A 26,003-nucleotide genomic window follows, 5' to 3' on the forward strand; every position below is an offset into this window, starting at 1 on the left:
GAAAGCCTAACCTGGGCTCGGTTAGATCTTGTTGGGGTAGGTGCCATTCGGGTCATCGGGATCCTCGTAGATCCATTCCCCGATCACCCCAGGCAGCACCTTGCGCGGCTCGCCCAGCAGCGCCAACCGGTTCGCATCCCGCTCCACCTCAGTAATCATGATCTTGGGTGGCTTGTTCTTGCGCCCTTCTCTGCGGCCAGCACCGCCGAAGCCTCCGGCCATCATCGGCGATGCACCGCCGCGCCCACCTGCCCCCGGCGCGGCATTCATCGATTCTCGACCCGGCGACGGCTGCGAGCCGAACCCCGGTGAAGAGCCGCGTTGTAGCCTGCCGTTTGTGTGGGCTCCGGAATCGCCACCGCGAAGCTGACTCGATGCGCCACCCCTGCGCTGCGCCCGATCATGCCCGATCGGAGTTGAATCAGGCACCGCCATCAACTCCGAGTACCCGGTTCCCATCAGGTAGCGTGCCGTGGCGGACAGCGGCTGCCCCTGGCGGCTGTGCGCCACCGGCATGCCCGAGTCTCGCGACGCCTGGGCAGCCCCATTCCACGCCGGCATCGACAGTGACGGCGACGCGACAGTAGGGGCCGCGGGCGACGGCGCAGCGGCAAGAGGACGCGGCGAGAGTTCACTCGGCGGCGTAAGCGTACCCGCCGTCGACGGCGCAGTGCCGATGGATGCCGGATGAAGAATGCCCGGATGCTCCAGGTTGCCGGAGTGGCGTGACATCTCCTGCGTCAACGCGTTGATCCGGCCAGCCTGATCCGGGTTCGCGTAGGCGAAATCACGCAGTGTATCGACCATCGCCTGCGGTGCGACGAAACGGGTGCCGTCGAACCCAATCCCGCCGTCCGCCGCAGTGAGAGTGGTAATGGGGCTGGCCGCGGCGGCCAGGACCGGGTCGGTGAGCCGAATAACGCGCGGAGTGATCCCCGCCAGTGTGGCCTGCGTCGTCACTGCGTTGTGTGCAAGCAGAACCCGCTCGGTCGCCGCTGCGATGGCCGCCCCTTCTCCACCTGTGGCGGCAAGGGCTGTCAATTCTGCCTTGAGCTGCTCCAATGTGGTGAGGTTGGCTATCCTGGCCGGCTCGAGCTGTGAGAGCGTGTCCTCGAAATGATGGGCGTTGCTGCCAATCGTTCGGGCGGCGACGCCGGTGCGTTGCAATCGGTTGATGATTGCATCAACGGTATCGCCGTAATTGGCGGCACCGAGATAGTTGGAGATATCGATAAGCCCTTCGGAGGCATTCTCGGCGGCGACAGCCAAGTCGGCCCACGTCGAGGTGGCGGAATGGACGGCACCGGCATCCGTCGCGGTGAGATCAGCGATGAGTTCATCGAGGCTCGCCGCCGGCACGACGACGACCTCCTTTCGGTACATACCGGGAATATGGCCGAGCCCGCCGTGTGCCAGCGCACCCAGGGCAGCCGATCCGGCCTCTCCGATGTCTGCGCGATGCAACACCCGCGCAAAAATGGAATCCTGCTCCTGGTAGGCGTTGCGTGTGATAATGAGATTCTCGGCAAGTGCAGAGAGCTCATCAGTCACTCTCTGCATAACCGCCGACGCGGAGCCGGGCGTGGTATTCAGTGATTTTCCGTGAATGACACCGAGTTCGTGGTACCCCGAGGCTGGTGAGTAACCGGGGCCGATTGTTGTGTGGCTGGCGTTCTGACTGGCATGATCTGCCTGGTCAATGTTAGATCCGAAACCGCTGGCTGCTACGCCGAAAGACTCAGGATCAATTGTAAACTTCACTTTCCCTCCCTTAGCGAATTGTAGATTTTGTAGAAAGCCTTCTCTGCCATGTCACAGTGCTCCGAGATAGGCCGCTCTTCGGAATGATGTCGGACAGAGACGATAAATATACCTCTTGGCGTATCTGCAGATATGAAGCAGCCATTTCCCGGCATCGAATTGAAAATTGCGCCGTCGATCCCTTCTAGCTTCCGATCTTCGATACGCATCCCCCGTTCCACATATTCACTATTAAAGGGCGGACCACCATTGATAACCAGACCATAGTCTCTGCCAACCAAGTCAGGGTCATGTTTTAGATTCTCATCCACAGAGGCGGAGCACCCGACTAAACCGAAGTATGTTCCCCCGCTACGCTCCCCGCGTTTCATCCCGATGTCCTCCAGGACCTCTTCCGGGATCTCATTGCACGGATCAATCCATTCCGGATCCGGTGCGCTCGGATCCCTGGGTTTGAACTCAAGGAATTCTCCGCTCAGGTAGAAGCCCTCTGGTAAGTCATCGTTGAGAACCCTTGAGTAGGAACTATCTGAGCATCCCACCAGCGAGCCCAGCAACGCCACGGCGCCACACGCCGCTAGCGATCGCCGAACCCACCGCGGGCAGCGCTCTGTTGCTTTCACTGCACACCCCCGAAGTCAGGAATCAAGACATCTTCTTAGACGGCTGTGAGCCCCTAGCGGTTCCCCTCAACCGCATTTCCCCCCGATGCAACGGGTTTGGCCCCCAGCCAGTCATCTCCTGACTTCAACTTTGCACACCACCTGGCTGTTCGCAACAGCTCGGGGCGGCTGGTGGCTACACGTGTAGCCACCTGTCCCCCTGACTACCGCGGGTTAGTGCATCCCGTGCTGGTCGGCAATGAGCCGATCCTCGGCGCTGCGGCGGGTGACGGGATCGCTGCCGTCCCAGCATTCGACGTTCTTCAGCTCGGGCAGCATGTCCCGGTGGAACACCGGGTCGACGCCCTTCGCACGCTGCTCGGCGTAGTTCTTGAGCAGCTTCACCGCCACGCCGCCCAGCGGGACGATGGCGAGGCAGTTGATAAAGACCATGATGGCGGCGAAGGTGTCGCCCAGGCTCCACACCAGGGAGATGGAGCCGATGGCGCCGCCGAACACGCAGAGCACCACCAGGCAACGGAACCCGTTGAGCACGATCTTCGAGTCGGACAGGAACTGGATGTTGGCCTGGGCAAGGTAGTAGTTGCCGATGATCGAGCTAAAGGCCAGGAAGAAGAGGATGAAAGTGACGAAGTGCGTGCCCCAGGCGCCCACCTCGCTGGACAGGGACGCCTGCGTGAAGGACGAGCCCTGGATTTCTTCGCCGTAAACCGGCTGGGGGCCGAGCAGGACGATGAACGCGGTGATGGAGCACACCACGAGGGTGTCGAAGTAGACGCCGAGGGTCTGCACGAGGCCCTGCTTCACGGGGTGAGACACCGTGGCGGTGGCTGCCGCGTTGGGGGCAGAGCCCTGGCCGGCCTCGTTGGAGAACAGACCGCGGCGCATGCCGTGGGCGAACGCGGCGCCGATGCCGGCACCGGCCACCTGCTTCAGCCCGAGGGCGTGGCCGAAGATGAGGGCAAACATGCCGGGCACTTCGCGGATGTTGATGATGATGACGAGCAGGCCGACGACGATGTAGGCCACCGCCATGAAGGGGACGATGATCTGGGTGACGTTGGCGATGCGCTTCAGGCCGCCGAAGATGATGCCGGCCGTGACCAGGGCAAGCACCAGGCCGACGACGACCTTCATGCCGAGATCGTCACGCTCCAGGGATCCGCCGATGGCTTCAACGATGGAGTTGGTCTGGATGGAGTTGAAGACAAACCCGTAGGTCACAGAGATGGCGACGGCGAAGATGACAGCCAGCGGGGTCCAGCCCAGCCCCCGAGTCATGTAGTAAGCCGGCCCGCCGTGGTAGGCGTCGCCCTCGCGCACCTTCCATAGCTGTGCCAGCGTCGACTCAACGAAGGCGGTGGCGCCACCAAGGATGGCGATCATCCACATCCAAAACACCGCGCCCGGCCCGCCGAGTGTGATGGCCAGTGCCACACCGGCGATGTTGCCGGTGCCGACGCGGGAGGCGGCGGAGATGGTGAACGCCTTGAACGCGGAGATACCACCGTAGTCGGCGTCGTGGTCCTGCCCGCTCGGGGATTCGACGACGGCGCGGAACATGTCCGGAACGCGTCGGATCTGGACCACCAGCGTGCGGATGCCGAAGTACACGCCCACGGCAATGAGGAGCACCGGGATGACGCTCCACAGGTGCGCGTTGATGACGTCGGCTACGAACGTCTCGATAGATTCCATGGGGATAGACTAGTACTCGACAGGTATTTTTCGTAAGTCTTTCAGATGACTTGACACTCCGGGCAGTAGTGCGTCGACCGGTTTTGGAAGGCCACACGCGCGATGTCACCGCCGCAACGACGGCAGGGCTGCCCCTGGCGACCGTAGACGTTGAGCGAGCGGGAAAAGTACCCCGACGCCCCGTTGACGTTGACGTAGAGGGAGTCGAAGCTCGTCCCCCCGGCTTCGAGCGCTTGGGACATGACGTCCGTGGCGTCGTCGAGCAGCCGTCGCACGTCGCGCTGCAGCATCCACACCGCCCGCCGGGACGGGTTGATCCTCGCTCTCCAGAGGGATTCGTCGGCGTAGATATTCCCGATGCCGGAGACAACCTCCTGGTTGAGCAGCACCGACTTAATAGTGGCGCGCCTGGTGCGGATGCGCCGGGCTGTAGCCACCGGATCGAAGGCAGGCTCCAGCGGGTCCAGCGCGATGTGCGCGACGGGCAGCGGTACCTCGCCGCGACCACGGTCGATGATCGGGGTGACCAACCATCGGCCGAAAGTCCGCTGGTCCACGAACGCCAATTCGCGTTCCCCCGCATCCGTTGCCAGCAGCGCCCGAATGCGCAGGTGCGGGGAGGTGCACGCGCCCGGCCGGCCGACGAGCATCTGTCCGCTCATTCCCAGATGAACAAAGAGGGCATGTCCGTCGTCGAGGACCAACCACAAATATTTCCCCCGTCGGCGCACGGCATCGACGCGTCGACCCCGCAGTAAGTCCGCGAGCGGCGCATCCTGTTCACGGTTGGCGCGCGGGTGCAGGACGGCGGCGTCGAGAAAGGTCGCGCCGAGCACGTGATGCTCAAGGCCGCGACGGACGACCTCAACCTCGGGCAGCTCGGGCATCAGCCCGCGGCCGGCTCGCGGTTTTCGCCCTCATGCAACAGCGCCGGGTTGTCACGCACAGCGTGCCAGGCGTTGCGGGCTGCCTCCTGCTCGGCGAGCTTCTTGTTGCGTCCAACACCGATGCCTAGCACGCGGTCATCCAGGGTGACTTCAGAGGTGTACACCCGGTCATGGTCCGGGCCTTCCGAAGTGGACTGGTAGTGAGCCATGGCGACCTTGCCCTCGGAGAGGCGGACCTGCAGGGCGGTTTTCCAGTCCTGACGCCGCCCCTTCGGAGAGGCGTTGGCGATGCGGTGGGCGAAGAGTCGAAGGACCATCTGCCGGGCGGTTTCAAAGCCGTGTTCCTCGTACACCGCACCGAGCAGCGCCTCGAACGTGTCCGAAAGGATCGAGTCTTTATCCGCCCCGCCGGTGATCGCCTCGCCCTTGCCGAGCAGCACGTGCTCACCGAGCTTGATCTCCCGTGCGATCTCGGCCAGCGCGTAGCGAGACACCAACGAGGCGCGCATCTTGGAGATATCAGACTCGGAGCGGCTGGGGTGGTCTTGAAGCAACTTCGTCGCCACGGACAACCCGAGCACCGCATCACCCACGAATTCCAGGCGTTCGTTGTTGGGCAGGTAGCCGTGCTCATTGGCGAAAGAGCGGTGGGTCAGCGCGCGACGCAACCGTTCCGGTTCCAGCTCCACGCCTAAGCGCTTGAGCAACGGGGCGTGGTCGGTGCTGTCGAAGGCCCTATGCCACACGACTTCGCCGTGGCTGAGATGCGCGTTACTCACAGAAACTTCTCCAATCCGGCCCAGCGTGGATCGACGCTTCCCTCGACGCGTTCGCCAGAAACGCCGTCCGGCTCCGGGACGTCGGACTCGCCCTCGGGGCACTGCCCCTCGCACGTCGGGTTGAAGGGCAGCGCCAGCACCGCCTCATCAATTACCGTCTGCTCCAGGTCGATGGTCTCGTTGACGATGAGCGGCACCTCGTCGTCATCCTCAGCATCGTCACCGGTGATGACGTCGGCATCGGCGACGAACATCTGGCTGACGTGCAAGGAGAAGTCCGGCGTCAGCTCCCGCAGGCAGCGAACACAATTGCCGGATAGCGTCGCGGTGATGGTGGCGTCGACGAGCACCCCGGCGCCGATGGGGGTGAGCGTGGCGTCGACGTCGACGGGGGCGCCTTCGGCAATGGCGATCATCTCCGGGCCGATCCGCGAGGGGCTCGGTCCGGTTTGATGACGCTCTTCCGGCATCGTGGCACTGGGGCGAGTCAGCTCCGCCACGGGGAATACAAACGGTGACTTCATAGCGCGGACCAGTCTACCGCGCTGAGGTTAACGCTCGGTACGTGGGCGACGCTGCCGCGGCTGGCGCTGGGCGGCGGAATAGCTTCCGGCTGTGGTCGGCCGCGGGGTGGGCGCCGAAACCCCGGCGCCGCGGCGCAACGCCGCCCGATCGCTGGTCACGGTGCGCAGGATGGCCGACAGCGAGCTTTCGAACTCGGCGAGCTTACCGTCGACGAACGTATCCGCCTCCGTCCGCAGCCGGTCGGATTCGGCATGGGCGCCGTCGACGATGCGATGGGCCTCCTCGTTCGCCCGCCGCATAACTTCGGACTCGTCTACGAGGCGCTGCTGTTCGGCGAGGCCTTCGTCGACATAGCGCTGGTAGGTGTCCTGCCCATCCGTGATGCGGCGTTCCGCCTCGGCGTGGGCTTCACCGACGATACGATCCGCCTGCTGCTCGGCCTCCGAGACCATAACCGTGGCGTTGTGCTGCGCGTCGGCGATGATAGCTTCGGCGTCGCTATGTGCGGTGGCCACAGCATTCTCCGCTTCCGTGTCGGCCGCGGCTAGGGTCTCAGCGGCACGGTCCTCGGCCCCACGAAGAATCTCGTCCTGCTTGTCCAGAACATCCTGGGCGTCGTCGAGCTCCACGGGCAGTGCGTTACGAAGGTCGTCCAGCAGCGTAAACACTTCGTTACGCGGGACGACACAGTTAGAGGTCATGGGGACGCCGTAGGCGTTTTCAAGGATCTGGTTGAGTTCGTCGAGGGCTTCAAAGACTCGGTACATGGGCCAACCGTACCGCGACCGGGGCCGAAAATGCGGAAAGGCCCGCAGGGCATGTCCTGCGGGCCTAGCCTTAGGCGGTCTTAGATGACGCCCTGGGCCAGCATCGCGTCGGCGACCTTCTTGAAGCCGGTGATGTTGGCACCGACGACGTAGTTGCCTTCGCGGCCGAACTCGGCAGCGGTGTCGGCGGAGCGACGGAAGATCGAGGTCATGATCTTGTGCAGGCGCTCGTCGGTGTACTCGAAGCTCCAGGCGTCGCGGGAGGCGTTCTGCTGCATCTCCAGAGCGGAGGTGGCGACGCCACCAGCGTTGGCGGCCTTGCCCGGGCCGAAGTGGACACCGTTCTCCTGGAAGACGTCGATGGCCTCCGGGGTGGACGGCATGTTCGCACCCTCGGCGACGTACTTGACGCCGTTGTCCACGAGCATCTGGGCGTGCTCGCCGTTGAGCTCGTTCTGGGTGGCGCAGGGCAGGGCGACGTCGGCGGTGAGGCTCCAGATGGTGCCGTCGGTGTGCAAGGTCGCGCCTTCGGTCTGCTCAACGTAGTCGGCCACGCGGCCGCGGTCGACCTCCTTGACCTTCTTGAGCAGTTCGACGTCGACGCCGTTCGGGGTCTCGACCCAGCCGGAGGAGTCGGAGAAGCCGATGACGGTAGCGCCGAGCTGCTGGGCCTTTTCGATGGCGTAGATGGCCACGTTGCCGGAGCCGGAGACGATCACCTTGGCACCGTCGAAGGACTCGCCGTGCTCCTTCATCATTTCGGCGGTGAAGTAGACGCAGCCGTAGCCGGTGGCCTCGGTGCGCACCAGGGAGCCGCCCCACGTCAGGCCCTTGCCGGTGAGGACGCCGGACTCGTGCTCGTTGGTCAGGCGACGGTACTGGCCGAAGAGGAAGCCGATCTCGCGGCCACCGACGCCGATGTCGCCGGCGGGGACGTCGCGGTACTCACCGATGTGGCGGTACAGCTCGGTCATGAAGGACTGGCAGAAGCGCATGATCTCGCCCTCGGAGCGGCCCTTCGGGTTGAAGTCCGAACCGCCCTTGCCGCCGCCGATGGGCAGGCCGGTCAGCGAGTTCTTGAAGATCTGCTCGAAGCCGAGGAACTTGATGATGCCGAGGTTGACGCTCGGGTGGAAGCGCAGACCGCCCTTGTAGGGGCCGAGGGCGGAGTTGAACTGAACGCGGAAGCCGCGGGAGACGTGAACGTTGTTGTTGTCCGAGACCCAGGGGACGCGGAACATAACCTGACGCTCCGGCTCGCACAGCCGCTGGATGAGGCCGTAGTCGGCGTAGTGCGGGTCCTTCTCCAGGACGATCTTCAGCGAATCAAGCACCTCGGCGACAGCCTGGTGGAACTCCGGCTCACCGGCGTTGCGCTTGAGCAGCTTGTTGTAATACTCGTTGACCTGGTCGTCGATGTTCGACATCCCGTCCTGCCTTTCCTTGTGTTGGCTACCCGTCGTGTCAGCACCGGGTTTTCTAACGATGAACAGTTTTATATTTTTTGCCCGGTTTCGCAAGTCCGCCGCGCCCAGCCCGGGTGTGATCTCCCCCACTATCCTTCACGCAGCGGTGACGATCACCGCGTTATGCTGAACAACCATGACCACCTCCCCGACCACTGGCCACCCCGTCACCGCCCTTGTCGCCCCCTCAGCATGGGCCCTGACCAGCGCCGGAAGCGCACTCACCCCCGATGCCGCTGCCCAGGCGATCGCCGAGGGTATCACCAGCGTCATCCACGACGCCGAGGTCACCCTCGCCGCCGTGCCCGACGGCACCCAGGACGTGGCAGCCCTCATCCCGGGCGAGAGGATCACCCTACCGACCACCGACGCCACCGGCGCGCTCACCGAAGCCACCTACACCTTGCACCGCGAGACCCGTACCGCGTATGTGGACCTCGCGAGCGTAGCCGGAGACGTCGACGCCGGCGACCGCGGCGACACTTTCGGCCTAGGAGTGCTCATTGCCGACGCCGCCAGTCGCCGAGCCCAGCGCATCTACATCGCGGCCGGCGGAGGACGCTGCGTCGACGGCGGCACGGGCGTCCTCGTAGCGCTCAGCGCTACCCCGGTTGACGCCGCCGGGCGGGTGTTAAGGAAGGGCGCTGCCGGTCTGAGCGACCTTGCCGACCTGGATACCGCGAAAATCAACGCGGCCGCCGCGGCGATGGACTACGAGCTCGCCGTCGACGCACCGGCACCCGTCGACACCAGCCACCCGGGCCTGGCGCACCTGTGCGACGTCGCGGGCGTCGACGCCACCACGCCCGGCTACGGGGCGGCCGGGGCACTCGCCGTGGGCCTGCACTGGCTCTCCGGCATCATTCACCCGGCGGCGCCGCGCGTCCGCGTGCGCGCCGGATCCGGCCTCCTTGCCGAGCATCTCGGATTTACCCAGGAAGCATCCGCCTTTGATCTCGTGGTGTGCTCCGCCGACCTCGGCGGCGATCTCCCCGCTACCGCTGCGACGAAGCAGGACTTGTGGACTGCTGGCGCCCAGGCCGCCAGCGATTACCTGCGGATCTCAACTGTCCAGGGATAAAGCGCCGGAACCTCGAAATCGAGCTGCCGCTCAAGGGCTACCGGGTCGGCGGGAAGCTGCGCCCGCGGGGTGAGGATCCTCGCCAGGCTCATGGCCAGGTCGTTGTAGCTCAGGCCCGGCGCGTCGGCGGCGATGGCGAAGCGATGCAGCTGCGCTTCCCCCGGCGAGCGTCCGTGCTCGCGGGTATACACCTGCGCCAATTCAGCGACGACGGCCGGCGGCACCCCCTCGGCCACACCCGCGGTGACCTCCGCGGAGGTCAATCGTCCGTGGCTTACGAGAATCTCGACCGCTGTGGTAAACGCTTGGTGCAGCTGAGCCGGCGCTTCCCCGTCGCGGCGCGGGATGAACACGTCAAATACTATCGTCGGCATAACTTCAAACCTTAATTTATCCTGGTAGCCATGACTATCAACGGACTGCATCTGCCCGCTCCCCTGACCACCATGTCGGACGGAACGATCAAGCAACTCAATCCCTTCTCCGGCACCGAGGTGTGGTCCGTCCCGGGCCGCGGTAATCGTCCCCTGTCCAAGCCCAAGGACAACCCCGCCCCCCTCACTCACTCCGGCCCGGAGGACTACTGCGCGTTCTGCGAGGCCCGTCCGTTGGCCACCCCGCCGGAGAAGTCTCGCATCACGGCGCGCGGGGACATTCTTTATGGCGTCATTCCCGAGGCCCTCGACCACTCCACGGCTGAGTTCCGCCGGGTCCCCAACCTCTTCGAGATCGTGTCCTACGACTACTGGCGCCGCAACTACGGCTACAAGCCGGACATTGAAACCCGCAAGCGCATGCACGGCTATCTCACCGCAGAAGGGGGCCTGGAGCACGTCGACGCGATCGTCAACACTCGCATGAAGGCGGCGGGTCGAAACCCCGAGGAGCTCACCGAGGAGGAGCGCGAGCACTTCCGCGAGGCGTACTTCAGCGGCAGCCACGACGTCCTCGTGGCCCGTCGCCACTTCGTCGACGGCGCCACCCACGACGATCAGCTCGCCTCCTCCGGCACCTTGAGCGTCGCCGAGCACCGGCTATTCATCCGCCACGCTGTGAACTCCATGTTCGACCTCTACGAGCGCAACCCCTACGTCCGCTATGTCTCGGTGTTCCAGAACTGGCTCTCCGCGGCCGGCGCGTCCTTCGACCACCTGCACAAGCAGCTCGTCGGCATCGACTCCCGCGGCGTCCACGCCGAGGAGGAGATCCAGCGGCTGCGAGGAAACCTCAACATGTACAACGAGCTCGGGGTCGACTTCGCTGCTCAGAACAATCTCATCATCGCCGAGAATGACCACGCAGTCATGGTCGTCGGCGTGGGTCACCGCTTCCCCACCGTCAGCGTCTACTCCACGTCGGCCACGTGCCGCCCGTGGGAGCAGAGCTACGAGGAGATCGACGCCATGAGCGACCTCATTCACGCTGGCCACGCCGCCACCGGTCCCGACGTCGCGTGCAATGAGGAGTGGCACCACCAGGCCATCGACCTCGACCTGCCGATGCCGTGGCGCATCAACATCAAGTGGCGGGTATCCACCCTCGCCGGCTTCGAGGGCGGCACCAAGATTTACGTCAATACCCTCACTCCCTTCGACACCCGTGATCGCGTCGTATCCGCGCTGTACCGGCTGCGCGATGAAGGGGTCATCGACCCGTCGATCCGCATCGCCACGGAATGCTCCCTGGCGCCGAACCGGCTGCTGTACAACCCGATCCTGTCCTCCCGAACGACGCGGCTATAGTGGCGGACACATTGTCTGCCCTATAACCGCCGCGTAGCGACGCGGCAGAAGGATCGCCTCGCTGTGCCCGCCCCGTCCGATATCGCCCAACTGCTCAACCATCACACGGCCGACTTGAGTTTCCAGCGCCCGTTCTACGAGGACCTGCACGAAAGTCCTGAGTTGTCCGGGCAGGAGGCGGAAACCTTCGCCAAGATTAGCCAGCAGCTGGAGCGTTTCGACTGCGAGATCGTGGCACCGATCGGCGGTTTCGGGCTTTGCGCCGTCTTTCGTAACGGCGCCGGCCCCACCGCGCTGTTCCGGGCGGACATCGACGCTCTTCCGGTCAAGGAGGAGACCGGGGTGGCGTACGCGTCGACGCGTGTGCGCCCCCGGGCAGACGGCACCATGAGCGGGCTCATGCACGCCTGTGGCCACGACATGCACACCGCCGCCCTGATGGGGGTGTGCGCCATTCTCGACGCCCACCGGGCAGACTGGTCCGGCACCTTCGTCGCGCTCTTCCAGCCCTCCGAGGAGACCGGCACCGGCGCGAGCGCTATGGTGGCGGACGACTTGACCAGCCGCATTCCCCGCCCCGACGTCTGCCTCGGCCAGCACATCATGCCGGGGCGCGCCGGCGAGGTGCAGACCATGCCGGGCGCGATCTTTGCCGCGTGCGACTCCATCCGCATCACCGTCTACGGCCGGTCCGCCCACGGGTCGATGCCCCACCGCGCCATCGACCCGACCTACATCGCCGCCATGGTTATCGTCCGCCTCCAAGGCATCGTCGGGCGCGAGGTGGACCCGGACGATTTCGCCGTCGTCACCGTCGGGCAGATGAAGGCCGGCGCCGCCAACAACATCATCCCGGACTCTGCGGAGCTGGTGCTCAATTGCCGCTTCTTCTCGCTGGCGACGAAGCGTCGCGTGTACGCCTCCATCCGCCGAATCGTCGAGGCCGAGTGCCACGCCTCCGGCGCCACCCGCGAACCGGAGTTCGAGTTCTTCGCCCACGGCGAGCTCGTCGACAACACCCCGGAGGTCTACGCCACCGTCCGCCCCACGTTTGACCGGGTCTTCGGCCCCGCCAGCGTGGACGCGCAGCGCTACAGCGTCTCCGAGGATTTTTCGAACATCCCGCGCGCCTTCCACAGCCCGTACCTGTTCTGGACGGTGGGCTGCACGCCGGCGAGCGTCTGGGACGCCGCGATGGCCGACGGCACCGTCGATACGACGGTGCCTGTCAATCACCAATCGACCTTCCTGCCTGACTATGAGCCGACCGCCGACGCCGCCACGAAGGCCGGCGCCGCAGCCGTGCTGACTTACTTGGGACGATAAGTCCGCGGCGATAGTCTATTCTGACGAAGCATCCCCAACCTTGATTATTGAAAGTAGGTAATGCTAGTGGAAATCTCTTCCACCGCCGGACACGTCCGGGCCGCTGCCGGCAGCACCCCGGAGCAGGCCACCGATCGAAAGTTCTGGTTCGGTCTCTCCCGCGCCGTCATCGACCGCATCGCCGACAACTGGGAGAAAACCCGGCAGCAGTACGCCGGTACCCGCCAGCAGCACTATTTCTCTGCTGAGTTCCTCATGGGACGAGCGCTGCTCAACAACCTCACCAACCTGGGTCTCGTCGAAGAAGCCCGCGCTACCGCCGACGAGCTCGGCCACAATCTCACCGATGTGCTGGAGGCGGAGAATGACGCCGCCCTCGGCAACGGTGGCCTCGGTCGCCTCGCGGCCTGCTTCCTCGATTCCGCTGTGACCCAGGATTACCCCGTCAACGGTTACGGCCTGCTGTACCGCTACGGTCTGTTCCGCCAGGAGTTCGAAGACGGCTTCCAGAAGGAACACCCGGACCCGTGGCGTGAGGATGGCAATCCCTTCACCATCCGCCGCACTCAGCGTCAGCGCACCGTCGCCTTTGACGACATGGTCGTCCGGGCCATCCCCTACGACATGCCGATCACCGGCTACGGCACCAACAACGTCGGCACCCTGCGCCTGTGGAAGGCGGAGCCGCTGGAGGAGTTCGACTACGACGCGTTCAACTCCCAGCGCTTCACCGAGGCGATCATCGAGCGCGAGCGCGTCAACGACATCGTCCGCGTCCTCTACCCGAACGACACCACCTACGAGGGCAAGAAGCTGCGTGTTCGCCAGCAGTACTTCTTCACCTCCGCATCCTTGCAGGAGATCGTCGAGAACCACCTCGCGCAGCACGGTGACATCGAGTCCTTCGCCGAGTTCAACTCGGTTCAGCTCAACGACACCCACCCGGTGCTGGCCATCCCGGAACTGATGCGCATCCTCATCGATGAGCACGACCTCGGCTGGGATAAGGCGTGGGAGATCGTTTCTGCCACCTTCGCCTACACGAACCACACCGTGCTCACGGAAGCCCTGGAGACCTGGGAGGTCTCCATCTTCCAGCAGATGTTCTTCCGCATTTTCGAGATCGTCCAGGAGATTGATCGCCGCTTCCGCGAGGACATGGCCGGCCGCGGCCTGTCCCAGGAGGTCATCGACCGCATGGCGCCGATCCAGGATGGCTTCGTCCACATGGCCTGGATCGCCTGCTACGCCTCGTTCTCCATCAACGGTGTTGCCGCATTGCACACCGAGATCATCAAGGCCGACACGCTCAACGACTGGTACGAGCTGTGGCCGGAGAAGTTCAACAACAAGACCAACGGCGTCACCCCCCGTCGCTGGCTCGCGATGTGCAACCCCCGCCTGGCGACCCTGCTCACCGAGCTCGCCGGCGATGACTCCTGGGTGACCGACCTTGACCGTCTCGCCGAGCTCGCCTCCTACGAGGACGACGCGGAGGTCCTGGGCCGTCTGCGTGACATCAAGCGCGCGAATAAGGAAGACTTCGCCGCCTGGATCAAGGACCGCCAGGGCATCGACGTCGATCCGGATTCCATCTTCGACGTACAGATCAAGCGCCTGCACGAGTACAAGCGGCAGCTGCTCAACGCCCTGTACATCCTCGACCTGTACTTCCGGATCAAGGAGGACGGGGAGACCGACGTGCCGAAGCGCACCTTTGTCTTCGGTGCCAAGGCCGCCCCGGGCTACGACCGCGCCAAGGCGATCATCAAGCTCATCAACACCATCGGCGAGCTCATCAACAACGACCCGGAGGTCTCCAAGACCCTGCGCGTCGTGTTCATCGAGAACTACAACGTCTCCCCGGCTGAGAAGATCATCCCCGCCGCGGATGTCTCCGAGCAGATTTCCACCGCCGGTAAGGAAGCCTCCGGCACCGGCAACATGAAGTTCATGATGAACGGCGCGCTGACGCTGGGCACCATGGACGGCGCGAACGTGGAGATCGTTGAGGCCGTCGGTGAGGACAATGCCTACATCTTCGGCGCCCGTAACGAGGAGCTGCCGGAGCTGCGCGCGTCGTACTCCCCGCACGAGTTCTACCTCAACGTCCCGGGCCTGAAGCGGGTGCTCGACGCGTTCGACAACGGCGTGCTCGACGACCGCGGCACCGGCCAGTTCCACGACCTGAAGAACTCGCTCATCCACGGCTATGGCGACACCGCCTCGGACGTGTACTACCTGCTGGGCGACTTCGAGGACTACCGCGCCACCCGCGACCGCATGGCCTCCGACTTCGTCTCCGACAACGATCACTGGAACCGGATGTGCTGGCGTAACATCTGCCACTCCGGTCGCTTCTCCTCCGACCGCACCATCCGCGACTACGCCAACGAGGTGTGGAAGCTGGAGCCGAGCCCGATCGCGTCCGCGGAGCCGACCCCGGCGGCGCAGGGCAACAGCGACGCCGCCCAGGCCGCGAAGAGCGGCGAGGAGAGCGACGGCCTGCTCTCCAAGCTCACCAAGAAGGTTCTGGGCTAGAACTCGCTGAGGTCGACTTCGGTCGTGGTGCCCAATAGGGCCCACGCACCCGTCGGCTGGCGGGAAAACGTGAGCGCGTCGCCGTCGATCCGCCCGATGGACGGCGACAAGGAGCCGCAGAGCAGGAGTTCGCGCTCCGGATAGATGTGACTGTTGAGTTCATCCCCGGAGCGAACGATGAGTGCGGCCTCCCCGGCGTCGGGGACCGGGAATCCCTCAGGGAGCGGACCCGTCGGCCAGGAGCAGGCGGTCAACGACACCGCGACGGCGAGCAGAGCCAGCGCTGGGGACATACTCATCGCAATCCATCCTCTCCTTACTAACGACTAAAGGCCGGTACCCCCGCAAGCCACGGGGTACCGGCCTTTCCGCTAGGCGGACGTTACTTCGTCTCGGCCTTATCGGCCTCCGTGACGGCGTTCAGCGAGGCCGTCGTCGGCTCGCCGAGGGAGTGAACCTGAATCATGTTGGTGTTACCCGAGACTCCCGGAGGGGTACCGGCAACCACGACCATCATGTCGTTCTCCTCGTACTGCTCCAGCTTGAGCAGGTCACGGTCGAGCACCGCCATCATGTCGTCGGTGCTGGCCGTCGTCTCGCAAAGGAAGGTCTCCACGCCCCAGGTCAGGGCCAGCTGGGAGCGCACGCTCGGGTTCGGGGTGAACACGAGCAGCGGCAGCCGGGAGTGCAGGCGGGCCACGCGGCGGGCGGTATCACCGGAGGTGGTGAAGGCAACGATGGCGCGCGCGTTGAGGCGCTCCGCGATGTCCCGGGCCGAGTAGCTCACGACGCCACGCTTGGTACGCGGGACGTGGCTCAGCGGCGGCACCTCGCCGTCGCGCTCCGCGACGCGAACAATGCGGGCCATGGTGCGCACGTTGTTGTGCGGGTCCCGGCCCACGGAGGTCTCGCCGGAGAGCATAACCGCGTCGGCGCCGTCGAGCACCGCGTTGGCGACGTCGGAGGCCTCGGCGCGGGTCGGGCGGGAGTTCTCGATCATTGAATCGAGCATCTGCGTGGCGACGATGACCGGCTTGGCATTCTCTCGGGCGATGCGAATGGCGCGCTTCTGGACCAGCGGGACCTGCTCCAGCGGGATCTCTACGCCGAGGTCACCGCGGGCAACCATGATGCCGTCGAAGGCCAGCACGATGGATTCGAGGGCGTCGACCGCCTCCGGCTTCTCGAGCTTGGCAATGACCGGAACGCGACGGCCGACCTCGTCCATGATCTCGTGCACCAGGTCAACGTCCGCCGCGGAGCGGACGAAGGACAGCGCCACGAGGTCAACGCCCAGCTTGAGGGCGTAACGCAGATCCGCCTTGTCCTTCTCACTCAGCGCCGGCACGGAGATGTCCATGCCGGGCAGGGACACACCCTTGTTGTTGGAGACGGGGCCGCCCTCGACGACCTCGCAGACGACATCGTCGCCGTCGACGGAGCGGCAGACGAGTGCCACCTTGCCGTCGTCAACGAGGAGGCGGTCGCCGGGCTTGGCGTCCTTGGCAAGGTTCTTGTAGGTCGTGGAGACGCGATCATGCGAACCCACCACGTCTTCGACGGTGATGCGGACGATCTCACCGTTGTCCCAATAAGTAGAACCGGTCTCGAATCGGCCGAGGCGGATCTTGGGACCCTGGAGGTCAGCGAGCACGCCCACGGCCCGGCCCGTCTCGTCCGATGCCTCCCGCACCCAGTTGTAGTTCTTCTCATGATCCGGGTGATCGCCGTGCGAGAAGTTCATGCGCGCGACGTTCATTCCAGCTTCGACCAGCCCCTTGATGCCTTCCTTAGAGGCAACTGCCGGGCCGAGAGTACATACGATCTTGGTTCTTCTATCCACGGAGTCCAGCCTAACCGCCCTGAGGGCGTAGTTCTCATTTGGTATGACCAGTTGTGTTGTTCCTGCGTATTCCAAATTACCCGTGTCGCACGCTTCCGGCTAGGGATTCGTCGTCGCCTCGCAGCCGAGGGTTGACCTCCTCCGGGGTCTCCTGCCCGCGCGGTAGCCGAAGGAACACCACCAGGGCGACGAGGAACACGCCGAGGGACACCCACGTATTGACTCGCTGGCCCAGGATCATGGTTGCGGCGTCGTCGCGCATCAATTCCACCCAGAAGCGCCCAAGCGTGTAGCTGACGACGTAGAGGGCGAACACTCGGCCGTACCCAAGGCGGAAACGACGCTGCGCCCAGATCAGGAAGAAGCACACCGCCACGTTCCACAGCATCTCGTAGAGGAATGTCGGGTGCACCGACGCGATCACCTCTCCCGTGGAATGCCCGGTGACCGGCGCATAGCGGCCGGCCTCGTCAACACGGTAGTAGATGTCCAGCGCCCACGGCACATCGGTTGGGCGACCGTACAGCTCCTGGTTGAACCAGTTACCGGCCCGGCCGATGCCCTGGGCCAGGATCACGCCCGGGGCGGCCGCATCCGCGAAGGGTGCCAAGGGCACACCTTTATATTTAAAGAGCAGCCACACGCACAGCGTGCCCAGCGCAATCGCCCCCCAGATCCCCAGGCCGCCGGCGGTGAAATTCAGTGCCTGCCAGGGGTTACGCCCCTCCCCGAAGTACTTCTGGTAATCGGTGAGCACGTGATAAGCCCGCCCACCGATGAGCCCAGCCGGAATGGCGACGATTGCCGCGTCCCACACGTCGTCGGCGTGGCCGCCCCGGGCGGTGTAGCGCTTGAGCGTGAGCCACAACGCCACCACAATGCCGGTGATGATGCACAGCGCGTAGGCCCGCAGCGGAATGGGACCGAGGTACCACACCCCCTGCGGCGGTGAGGGGATGTTGGCCAAAATCATGGTTTGCACCTGCCCCACCTTAGCCGACCCTATCGGGACGGACACGCCGGATGCTGACCGGCCGCGACCAGCGTCCGAGCCGCCTTCGCCGGGTCCTCAGCGGTCATGATCGTCTCCCCGACCAGCACCACATCCGCCCCCGTACCCGCGTACGCCAAGAGATCCACGGAGGTCCGCACCCCGCCGAGGGCAACCCGGTACACCTCCTCCGGCAGACCCGGCACGATGGCGGCAAAGTTCTCCCGATCCAGGTCGGCGGACGTGATCGACCATGCGTTCACCCCGATCACCCGGGCACCGGCAGCCAGCGCCCGGTCCGCCTCCTCCGGGGTGCGGACCTCGGCCAAACCCAGCATCCCTAGCGACTCGATCCGGTCGAGCAGGGACACGAGGCGGGCCTGCCCCAGCAGCTCCACTTGGAGGGGGACAATGTCCGCACCGAAGCATCGAGCCTCGTGGATCTGGTAGGGGTCGACGATGATGTCTCGACACATGACCGGCAGGGACACCGCTCGGTGCACCTCCCACATGTCCTCTAGGGAACCGGCGAAGCGCAGCCGTTCCGTCTGACAGGCCAGGATGTGGACGCCGGCGTCCTCCAAGCCGGTCGCCAGGTCCGCCATGGAGGCGATGTCGACGCGCCGACCGCGATGAGGCAGAGTGCGCTTCATCTCCACCGCCACGCCACAGCCGCGACGCCGTAGCGCCGCCTCCCCGTCGCGGGGCGGGGGGCAGCTGCGCGATCGCGCCTTGATGTCGGGGAAGGGGACCTGGGATTCCCGAGCGGAGACGTCTTCGAGGATGCCGGCGACAATCCGGTCTAGCGCCCATGGGGGTTCCATGACCATCCCTCCCCTGCCTCTCACGACGCTCGTTGTCCGCCTAAGAATATCCGGGGCTAGTGACCACGGGGAAATGGTCCCCCGGCCTCGGTGGGATCGATGTCGTCGTCGAGGGCGTCCCACAACACCCGCCCGGAGTCCGGAGCTTCCGCCAGGTCCGCGGCCAGGTGATCGCGTCGCTGCGACGAACGCGCATACTTGCGGTCCTGCGACGGGTCTGCACCTGGGCGCATGGCCAGCACCACACCGGCGACGATCGCCAGTGCCGCACCACACAGCGTCACCGCCGGGCCGGCCACGGCGGGGTCAATCGCCTCGACGCTCGCCCACTGCGCCACATGGACCGGATGGCTCGCTCGAGCACTCGCGGCGCCTGCCACGAGCAACCGGTGGGCCCGCTCCGGATCCGCTTGGCCGGCGAGAACAAGCGTTCCCGGCAGCGCCATGAACGCCGCCGCTACCGCTGCGATTACGCCAACGACCTGGCGGCCCCGTCGACGCAGCGCCACGCCAGCCACCGCCGCAGCCATGAGTACGAGGGCCAAGGCGGGAACCTCCGTGGCCCACGCCGCCCCGGGCAGCTCGATGCTGCGCGCCCCCGACAGGTCGTCCGTCACGTTCACGGTCAACCACGTGAGGCGCGAACCCAGCCAGCCCAGGACTGCGGCACCACCGAGCACAGCCGCGGCGAGGTGGGCCAACCGGCGGGAATCCTTAGACGCCATCGGCCTCGCCCAGCAGGAGATCGGCGTCGAAGCAGGTGCGGTCGCCGGTGTGGCACGCCCCGCCTTGCTGCTGCACGGTCACCAGGAGGGTGTCGCCGTCGCAGTCGAGCCGCACCTCCTCGACGGCCTGAGTATGCCCCGACGTCAGGCCTTTGATCCAGTACTCGTTGCGTGAGCGGGAGAAATACGTGCCCCGGCGAGTCGCCAGCGTGTAGGCCAGAGCGTGGTCATCCATCCACGCCATCATGAGCACCTCGCCCGTACCCGCCGCCTGAACGACGGCGGGCACCAGGCCGCGGTCATTGAAGCGCACACGTCGGGCAATGTCCGGGTTGAGCGCATACGTCGACGGATCGTCGGACATCTCAACGCACCTCGTATCCGGCGTCGGCCAGGCTCGCCTTGACGTCGGAGATAGCGACCTCCCCGAAGTGGAAGATGGAGGCGGCGAGCACCGCGTCCGCACCGGCTGCCACTGCTGGCGGGAAGTGGTCGGCGCGCCCTGCACCGCCGGAGGCGATAACCGGAACGCTGACCTCTGCCCGGACCTTCTCGATAAGCTCAACGTCGAAGCCGTTCTTCGTGCCGTCCCCGTCCATGGAATTGAGCAGAATCTCCCCCACACCGAGGGCTTGGCCGCGCACCGCCCACGCGACGGCGTCGATGCCCGCCGATCGGGTGCCTCCGTGGGTGGTCACCTCGAAACCGGAGGGTTGCGCGGGTTGTCCTTCCGGCACCCGGCGGGCGTCCACGGAGAGCACAATGCACTGGGAGCCGAAGCGCTCGGCGAGTTCGGTGAGCAGCTCTGGGCGGGCGATGGCTGCGGTGTTCACCGACACCTTGTCCGCCCCGGCGCGCAGGAGCTCGTCGACGTCCTCGACGCTGCGCACCCCACCGCCGACGGTGAGGGGGATGAACACCTGCTCGGCCGTCCGGCGCACCACGTCCAACATAGTGCCGCGACCAGCCTTGGAGGCGGTGACGTCGAGGAAAGTCAGTTCGTCGGCGCCCTCTTCGTTGTAGCGGGCGGCAAGCTCCACCGGGTCTCCGGCGTCGCGGAGGTTGTCGAAGTTGACTCCCTTGACAACGCGACCGTCGTCGACGTCCAGGCAAGGAATGACTCGGATAGCCACGGCCATGTGAAAGTGTCGCCTCTCTGTGTAAAAGTTCAAAAATTAACGTAGGTCCTGCAAAATACCGAACAGTGTCGCGTGCGCCCCCGGAGTGCCGGCGATGACGCCGCGCGAATCCGGGGTCCATTCCGCGCCATCGAGGTCCGTCACGACGCCGCCGGCCGCGCGCACATGAGCAACACCGGCAGCGTTGTCCCACAGGTGCGGCGAGAAACTCACCGTGCCGTCGGACACCCCCTGAGCGGTGAGCGCCAGATCCACCCCCACGGCACCCGTGATGCGCGGGCGCAGCCGGGTCCGGGCGACGCGGGCGAGCAGTTCCTGACGCAGGGACGTCGGGTAATCCCGGGTCGACGACGCAATCGAGGACAACCCCACCTGGGTAACGAGCTCATCCCGATCCGCCAGCCCGTCGAGGCTTCGGCCGTTGACCAGCACCGATTCCCCATCAACGGTGGTCAACCGCCGGTTCAGCAAGGGCATGGCGCTCACCGCGACCACGGGGCGGCCGTCGATCACGAGGCTGACCAAGATGGCGCACAAGGGATTGCCGGCGGCGTAATTGGCGGTTCCGTCGATGGGGTCCACCACCCACACCGCATCGGAGTGGTAACTGCCGCCTTCTTCCTCCCCCAGCACGGGGATGGCGGTACGCCGGGTGAGCACGGAGCGGATCGTCGCCTCGATCTCCAGGTCCACCTCGGTGGCAAAGTCCCCGGCGCGCTTGAGCTCCGCCGGGTCCGCGCCTAGGCCGGCGACGAACATCGCCTCGGCTTCGTCCACGGCCTCCTCGGCGATGCCGAGCATGTCATGTAGGTCTCGCACCGGTGAGCTCCGCTTAGGCGACGGCGGCCAGGGCTTCGGCGAGCGTGAAGCGACGCTCGTAGAGGGCCTTACCGATGATGACGGAATCGATGCCCTCGTCGGCGTAACGTGCCACCTGCTCCACATCCGCCAGGTTGGAGATTCCGCCGGAGGCGGTGACCGCCGCGTCCGTGGCTGCGGACACGTCGCGCAGCAACTCGATGTTCGGCCCGGCGAGGGTGCCGTCCTTGGACACGTCGGTGACCACGAAGCGCTGGCAGCCGGCGGCGTCGAGCCGTTCGAGGACCTCCCACAGGTCCCCGCCGTCGGAGACCCAGCCGTTGCCTTTGACCCGCAGCGTGTCACCGTCGGCGAGCACCGCCAGGTCCACCGCTACCTGCTCCGGGTAGCGGGCAAGCACTCCGGCGATCCACTCGGGACGCTGCAGCGCCGCGGTGCCGATATTAACCCGGGCGGCCCCGGTGCCCAAGGCGCGTTCGAGGGACTCGTCGTCGCGGATACCGCCGGTCAGCTCCACCTTGATGTCCAGCCGCCCGGTGATCTCGGCCATGAGTTCATGATTCGAGCCACGGCCAAAAGCGGCGTCGAGGTCCACGAAATGCAGCCACTGCGCGCCCTGTTCCTGCCACGTCAACGCGGCGTCGAGCGGGGTTCCGTAGCTCTTTTCCGTGCCGGCCTCACCCTTGTTGAGGCGTACCGCCTGCCCGTTGACAACGTCGACGGCGGGCAACAAAGTGAAAGTCATATCCTCATCCTATCTAGAAGGACCGCAGCCAGTTCTCAAGCAGCGCCATGCCGGCGTCGCCGGACTTCTCCGGGTGGAACTGGGTAGCCCACAGTGGGCCGTTCTCCACCGCGGCGACGAATTCGTCTCCGCCGTGTTGCGACCAGGACACTTTGGGCGCGGGCATGGGCTCCTCGGGGTGCAGCTCCCACCGCCGCGCCGCGTAGGAGTGCACGAAGTAGAAGCGCGTATCCGCATCGATCCCGGCGAACATCTGGGAGTCCTGTGCGGCCTGGACTCGGTTCCACCCCATGTGGGGCAGCACCGCGGCGTCGAGCTTTTCGACCGTCCCCGGCCACTCTCCGCAACCGGCGGCAACCTGTCCGTGTTCTTCGCCGCGTTCGAAAAGCACCTGCATACCCACGCAGATGCCCAACACCGGCCGGGACCCGGCCAGGCGTTCGCCGATGATGCGGGGGCCTTGAACGGCGTGGAGCCCGGTCATGCACGCGGCGAAGGCACCGACGCCGGGAACCAGCAGGCCGTCGGCGGCGACGGCCTCTTTGGGATCGGAGCTCACCGTCACCTCGGCGCCTACGCGTTCCAGGGCGCGGTGGGCGGAGCGAACATTGCCGGATCCATAATCAAGCAGTACGACGCGAGTAGCCATGCGCATCAGTGTAAAACACGCCGTCGCTACATCCGCCCATGGTGCTTCCTAGCCCGTCGGGCCAACGGTGAGACCTGCTGCCACCGGATCCGCAGATTGTCGTACTCGCTCACCCGGTGGCGCCCCAGAACCCGGTCGGCGACCGTCATACCGATGCCGGCGATGATGACACACGCCCCCAGGGCGAAGGCTCCAGCGAAGGCGAAACGGGCGACAACCATGGCGTAGATCACGGACCCAAGCCCGGTGCCCGCGTCGTAGAAAATGTTCCACACCGCCGACGCCTCGGAGACCTTCTCCCGGGGCAGGCGGGCGAACATGGACAGCAGCGCCTCATTCTGCACGATGCCGAAGGAGCCGCCGAAGAGCACCGCCGACGCGACCAGCAGCCACACCGACCAATTCAGGGCGACGATCGCGGCCATGAGCGCCATGCCCACCGCGCCAACAACCTGGGCCGGAATCATGAGCACGCCCGCCTCCCCTCGGCGGTCAGCGACCACGCCGGAGATGTAGCGGAACACCATGGACGCACCGCCGGCGACGGACAGTACCACCCCGGCGATCGCCGAGGATGCCGCGGAGTCCATGCCCCGGACGGCGGCGGGCAGGAAGGAGGACACCGCGCCGTAGCTCATGGCCAAGGTGGTCACTGCTAGCGCCGGGACGAGCACCAGTTTCCAGGCGGCGACCCGTCGGCCGGTGATTTCCGACGGCGGCAGCACCCGCGCGGCCTTGATGCGCGGGATCCGCAGGCACATGACCGCCCCCAGCAGGCCGACGACGGCCGCGGCGACGTACACCGCGGGGTAGCCGAAGGAATCGGCGATGAACAACCCCATGGCGAGAAAAACCATCTGCGCCAGGCCAACCGCCACACCGAGCAGGCCCGTGGCCTTACCCAGGTAAGTGCGGGGCACCAGTTCGGCGATGAGAGCGGACTCCGCCACCGTGATGGCGCCGAAGCCGATTCCGCGGAGCGCGGAGAAGAGCAACACCACCCAGGCCTCGGTTCCTAGCAAGTGCCCTAACGCGGGGACACCGAGCATGAACGCGGAGGCGACCATGACCGGGTTGTAGCCCACTCGCCGCAGCATCGCCGGGGTGCCGATCTGCGTGATGACGGTGGCGAGGATGAACGCCCCCGTCGACGCTCCGGCCAGCATGGCGGAGCCACCGCCTTCCAAGACGGCGAGGGGGACGACGGGCAGCAGGAGCGACCAGGCGCCGAATGCCGACGCCACCGCGATGAGGGTGGCGGTGAAGCCTGGTGTAGCCCAGATGCTGGCCCTGGGGTACGGGTTACTGATAGCGCTGTTCACCCGGCCCAGGCTACCAACTGCCCTTAGAGGGATCCCTTGGTGGACGGCACACCCGTCACTCGGGTGTCGGGTTCGGTGGCCTGCCGCAGTGCGCGGGCCACGGCCTTGTACTCCGCTTCGGTGATGTGGTGCGGGTCCCGGCCGTAGCGGACGTTGACGTGCAGGGTGGTCCGGGAGTTAAACGCCAAGGTCTCGAAGAAGTGCCGGTTGATGACCGTGGCGTAGTGCCCGCCGATGACCTGCCAGTCCATGTTGTCCGGCTCGCCGTTGAGGACGAAGTAAGGCCGCCCGGAGATGTCGATGACGGCCTCCACCAGGGTCTCGTCCATGGGCAGCAACTGGGACCCGAAACGCCGGATTCCCTTCTTATCCCCTACCGCGTCGAGCAACGCCGTGCCGAGCACGATGGCGGTGTCTTCGACGGTGTGGTGGGCGTCGAGCTCGATGTCGCCCACGGCGCGGACCGTCAGGTCGAAGGAGCCGTGGGTGCCGAAGGCGTTGAGCATGTGGTCGAAGAAGGGCAGGCCGGTGTCGATGTTGGTGCGGCCGGTGCCGTCGAGGTTGATCTCGACGGAGATGTCGGACTCACTGGTGGTGCGCCGGGATCTACCGATGCGGTCTGAGCTCATGGCTGTTCTCCTAATTGCTGATGTCGCGGGCCGCGGCGAGGAAGGCGTCGTTTTCCTCCGGCAGCCCGATGGTCACGCGCAGGTGCCCGCCAACACCCACGTCGCGGATGAGCACCCCCCGGTCGAGGAACTTCTCCCAGGCGGCGTGCGGGTCCTCGAAGTGGCCAAAGAAGAGGAAATTGGATTCACTGGGCACGCAGGTGTAGCCGTACTCGGTGAGGGCGGCGGCGACGCGGTCACGCTCCGACGCCAGCTGCGCGACGGTCGCGAGCGTGTCCGCGCGGTGCCGCAGGGCGACGATGGCAGCCGCCTGCGACAGCACCGACAGGTGGTACGGCAGGCGCACGAGCATGACCGCCTCGACGAACGCGGGCGCGGCGACGAAGTAGCCGAGCCGCCCGCCGGCGAAGTCAAAGGCTTTGCTCATGGTGCGCGACACGACGAGCGTGGCCGGGTAGTCGGCGAGCAGCGTCGTCGCCGAGGGCGAGTCCGAGAACTCCGCGTAGGCCTCGTCGACAATGACGATGCCCGGCGCGGCGTCGAGGATTCGCCGCAGGTCGGCAAGTTCCGTCACGTCGCCGGTGGGGTTGTTCGGGGTGGTGACGAAGACGATGTCGGGGCGCTGGGTGGCGATGGCGGCCACGGCCTGGTCGACGTCGATGCGGAAGTCCGCCCCGCGGGCAACCTCCAGAAACTCGGTCTGGGTGCCAGCGGAGAGAATCGGGTGCATGGAATACGACGGCGTGAACCCCATCGCGGAGCGACCAGGGCCGCCGAAGGCTTGCAGCAGCTGTTGCAAGACCTCGTTGGAGCCGTTGGCCGCCCACACGTTGTCCCTGGTTACCGGCACGCCGGTCTGGCCGCTGACGTAGTCCGCGAGGGCGTCGCGCAGTTCCACGGCGTCCCGCTCCGGGTAGCGGTTGAGGGTCGGGGCCAACCGGGCGATCTCGGCGAGCAGGTCCTCAATGAGCGCCGGCGAGGGCGAGTAAGGGTTTTCGTTGGTGTTCAGTTGCACCGGCACGCTCAGCTGCGGGGCACCGTATGCGGTTTTTCCGCGGAGCTCTTCGCGCAGCGGCAGGTCAGCGAGGGTGACCTCGGCGGCTAGGGTGTTGTCCTGCATG

At 65.7% G+C, this 26,003-nt stretch carries 26 protein-coding genes; 4 read left to right on the top strand and 22 right to left on the bottom strand.

What is annotated here, in order from left to right; translation table 11 throughout:
* Nucleotides 1–21 precede the first annotated feature (21 nt).
* From CUTER_RS06920 to gdhA, 8 genes are all read right to left on the bottom strand, one after another.
* Nucleotides 22–1,761, bottom strand: a complete 1,740-nt coding sequence (locus CUTER_RS06920) for a hypothetical protein (RefSeq protein WP_144412280.1) — start codon at nucleotides 1,759–1,761, stop codon at nucleotides 22–24.
* On the bottom strand, nucleotides 1,758–2,324 hold the full coding sequence (locus CUTER_RS11625; protein WP_158408118.1) for a hypothetical protein: 567 nt from the start codon (nucleotides 2,322–2,324) through the stop codon (nucleotides 1,758–1,760). Before CUTER_RS11625 ends, CUTER_RS06920 begins: the two co-directional genes overlap by 4 nt.
* A 273-nt stretch (nucleotides 2,325–2,597) precedes the next feature.
* On the bottom strand, nucleotides 2,598–4,082 hold the full coding sequence (locus tag CUTER_RS06925) for an alanine/glycine:cation symporter family protein (protein ID WP_047259821.1): 1,485 nt from the start codon (nucleotides 4,080–4,082) through the stop codon (nucleotides 2,598–2,600).
* Nucleotides 4,083–4,123: 41 nt separating this feature from the next.
* Nucleotides 4,124–4,969: a bifunctional DNA-formamidopyrimidine glycosylase/DNA-(apurinic or apyrimidinic site) lyase gene (gene mutM, locus CUTER_RS06930; RefSeq protein ID WP_047259822.1), complete on the bottom strand. Its 846-nt coding sequence runs from the start codon at nucleotides 4,967–4,969 to the stop codon at nucleotides 4,124–4,126.
* Nucleotides 4,969–5,748, bottom strand: a complete 780-nt coding sequence (gene rnc, locus CUTER_RS06935; RefSeq protein WP_047259823.1) for a ribonuclease III — start codon at nucleotides 5,746–5,748, stop codon at nucleotides 4,969–4,971. Before rnc ends, mutM begins: the two co-directional genes overlap by 1 nt.
* Nucleotides 5,745–6,272: a YceD family protein gene (locus tag CUTER_RS06940; protein WP_047259824.1), complete on the bottom strand. Its 528-nt coding sequence runs from the start codon at nucleotides 6,270–6,272 to the stop codon at nucleotides 5,745–5,747. The genes rnc and CUTER_RS06940 overlap by 4 nt, the downstream gene beginning before the upstream one ends.
* 27 nt (nucleotides 6,273–6,299) lie before the next feature.
* The gene (locus tag CUTER_RS06945) at nucleotides 6,300–7,040 is read right to left on the bottom strand and encodes a DivIVA domain-containing protein (RefSeq protein WP_047259825.1); all 741 of its coding nucleotides are present in this window, start codon (nucleotides 7,038–7,040) and stop codon (nucleotides 6,300–6,302) included.
* Nucleotides 7,041–7,120: 80 nt separating this feature from the next.
* Nucleotides 7,121–8,467, bottom strand: coding sequence for an NADP-specific glutamate dehydrogenase (gdhA, locus tag CUTER_RS06950; protein ID WP_047259826.1), 1,347 nt, complete (start codon nucleotides 8,465–8,467; stop codon nucleotides 7,121–7,123).
* 175 nt (nucleotides 8,468–8,642) lie between these two features.
* Between gdhA and CUTER_RS06955 the strand changes: the two genes are divergently transcribed.
* The gene (locus tag CUTER_RS06955; RefSeq protein ID WP_047259827.1) at nucleotides 8,643–9,587 is read left to right on the top strand and encodes a glycerate kinase; all 945 of its coding nucleotides are present in this window, start codon (nucleotides 8,643–8,645) and stop codon (nucleotides 9,585–9,587) included.
* On the opposite strand, the gene CUTER_RS06960 is transcribed toward CUTER_RS06955, so the two are convergent.
* Entirely contained in the window at nucleotides 9,557–9,961 is a 405-nt protein-coding gene (locus CUTER_RS06960) for a hypothetical protein (RefSeq protein ID WP_047259828.1), read from the bottom strand. The genes CUTER_RS06955 and CUTER_RS06960 overlap by 31 nt on opposite strands.
* A gap of 30 nt (nucleotides 9,962–9,991) precedes the next feature.
* Here CUTER_RS06960 and CUTER_RS06965 point away from each other — a divergent pair, with 30 nt between their 5' ends.
* From CUTER_RS06965 to CUTER_RS06975, 3 genes are all read left to right on the top strand, one after another.
* Nucleotides 9,992–11,329 (top strand): DUF4921 family protein, encoded by a 1,338-nt coding sequence (locus tag CUTER_RS06965; RefSeq protein ID WP_236684691.1) that lies wholly within the window; start codon nucleotides 9,992–9,994, stop codon nucleotides 11,327–11,329.
* Between the two features lie 63 nt (nucleotides 11,330–11,392).
* Nucleotides 11,393–12,655, top strand: coding sequence for an amidohydrolase (locus CUTER_RS06970; RefSeq protein WP_047259829.1), 1,263 nt, complete (start codon nucleotides 11,393–11,395; stop codon nucleotides 12,653–12,655).
* Between the two features lie 60 nt (nucleotides 12,656–12,715).
* Nucleotides 12,716–15,196, top strand: a complete 2,481-nt coding sequence (locus tag CUTER_RS06975; RefSeq protein WP_082121306.1) for a glycogen/starch/alpha-glucan phosphorylase — start codon at nucleotides 12,716–12,718, stop codon at nucleotides 15,194–15,196.
* On the opposite strand, the gene CUTER_RS06980 is transcribed toward CUTER_RS06975, so the two are convergent.
* The 13 genes from CUTER_RS06980 to CUTER_RS07040 form a co-directional block, all read right to left on the bottom strand.
* Entirely contained in the window at nucleotides 15,193–15,495 is a 303-nt protein-coding gene (locus tag CUTER_RS06980) for a hypothetical protein (RefSeq protein WP_144412282.1), read from the bottom strand. The two genes, CUTER_RS06975 and CUTER_RS06980, sit on opposite strands and share 4 nt — an antisense overlap.
* An 83-nt stretch (nucleotides 15,496–15,578) precedes the next feature.
* Nucleotides 15,579–17,039 (bottom strand): pyruvate kinase, encoded by a 1,461-nt coding sequence (gene pyk / locus CUTER_RS06985; RefSeq protein ID WP_047259831.1) that lies wholly within the window; start codon nucleotides 17,037–17,039, stop codon nucleotides 15,579–15,581.
* A gap of 76 nt (nucleotides 17,040–17,115) precedes the next feature.
* Nucleotides 17,116–18,021, bottom strand: a complete 906-nt coding sequence (lgt, locus tag CUTER_RS06990; protein WP_047259832.1) for a prolipoprotein diacylglyceryl transferase — start codon at nucleotides 18,019–18,021, stop codon at nucleotides 17,116–17,118.
* A gap of 20 nt (nucleotides 18,022–18,041) precedes the next feature.
* Nucleotides 18,042–18,854, bottom strand: a complete 813-nt coding sequence (locus CUTER_RS06995; RefSeq protein ID WP_047260670.1) for an indole-3-glycerol phosphate synthase TrpC — start codon at nucleotides 18,852–18,854, stop codon at nucleotides 18,042–18,044.
* Nucleotides 18,855–18,910: 56 nt separating this feature from the next.
* Nucleotides 18,911–19,579 carry a TIGR02234 family membrane protein gene (locus tag CUTER_RS07000; protein WP_047259833.1) on the bottom strand — a complete coding sequence of 223 codons (669 nt, stop codon included), beginning with the start codon at nucleotides 19,577–19,579 and terminating at the stop codon, nucleotides 18,911–18,913.
* Nucleotides 19,569–19,943 carry a phosphoribosyl-AMP cyclohydrolase gene (gene hisI / locus CUTER_RS07005; RefSeq protein ID WP_047259834.1) on the bottom strand — a complete coding sequence of 125 codons (375 nt, stop codon included), beginning with the start codon at nucleotides 19,941–19,943 and terminating at the stop codon, nucleotides 19,569–19,571. The genes CUTER_RS07000 and hisI overlap by 11 nt, the downstream gene beginning before the upstream one ends.
* 1 nt (nucleotide 19,944) lies before the next feature.
* A complete protein-coding gene (gene hisF / locus CUTER_RS07010; RefSeq protein WP_047259835.1) occupies nucleotides 19,945–20,718 on the bottom strand; it encodes an imidazole glycerol phosphate synthase subunit HisF in 774 nt (257 codons plus the stop codon).
* 36 nt (nucleotides 20,719–20,754) lie between these two features.
* Nucleotides 20,755–21,537 (bottom strand): inositol monophosphatase family protein, encoded by a 783-nt coding sequence (locus CUTER_RS07015; protein WP_201775029.1) that lies wholly within the window; start codon nucleotides 21,535–21,537, stop codon nucleotides 20,755–20,757.
* Between the two features lie 13 nt (nucleotides 21,538–21,550).
* A complete protein-coding gene (gene priA, locus CUTER_RS07020; RefSeq protein WP_047259837.1) occupies nucleotides 21,551–22,282 on the bottom strand; it encodes a bifunctional 1-(5-phosphoribosyl)-5-((5-phosphoribosylamino)methylideneamino)imidazole-4-carboxamide isomerase/phosphoribosylanthranilate isomerase PriA in 732 nt (243 codons plus the stop codon).
* A gap of 13 nt (nucleotides 22,283–22,295) precedes the next feature.
* Entirely contained in the window at nucleotides 22,296–22,931 is a 636-nt protein-coding gene (hisH, locus tag CUTER_RS07025; RefSeq protein ID WP_047260671.1) for an imidazole glycerol phosphate synthase subunit HisH, read from the bottom strand.
* Nucleotides 22,932–22,957: 26 nt separating this feature from the next.
* Nucleotides 22,958–24,253, bottom strand: a complete 1,296-nt coding sequence (locus tag CUTER_RS07030; protein ID WP_236684692.1) for an MFS transporter — start codon at nucleotides 24,251–24,253, stop codon at nucleotides 22,958–22,960.
* Between the two features lie 23 nt (nucleotides 24,254–24,276).
* Nucleotides 24,277–24,882 (bottom strand): imidazoleglycerol-phosphate dehydratase HisB, encoded by a 606-nt coding sequence (hisB, locus tag CUTER_RS07035; protein WP_047259838.1) that lies wholly within the window; start codon nucleotides 24,880–24,882, stop codon nucleotides 24,277–24,279.
* 10 nt (nucleotides 24,883–24,892) lie between these two features.
* The gene (locus tag CUTER_RS07040; RefSeq protein WP_047259839.1) at nucleotides 24,893–26,002 is read right to left on the bottom strand and encodes a histidinol-phosphate transaminase; all 1,110 of its coding nucleotides are present in this window, start codon (nucleotides 26,000–26,002) and stop codon (nucleotides 24,893–24,895) included.
* Nucleotide 26,003 lies beyond the last annotated feature (1 nt).

It is taken from the genome of Corynebacterium uterequi (assembly GCF_001021065.1).
GTDB lineage: Bacteria > Actinomycetota > Actinomycetes > Mycobacteriales > Mycobacteriaceae > Corynebacterium > Corynebacterium uterequi.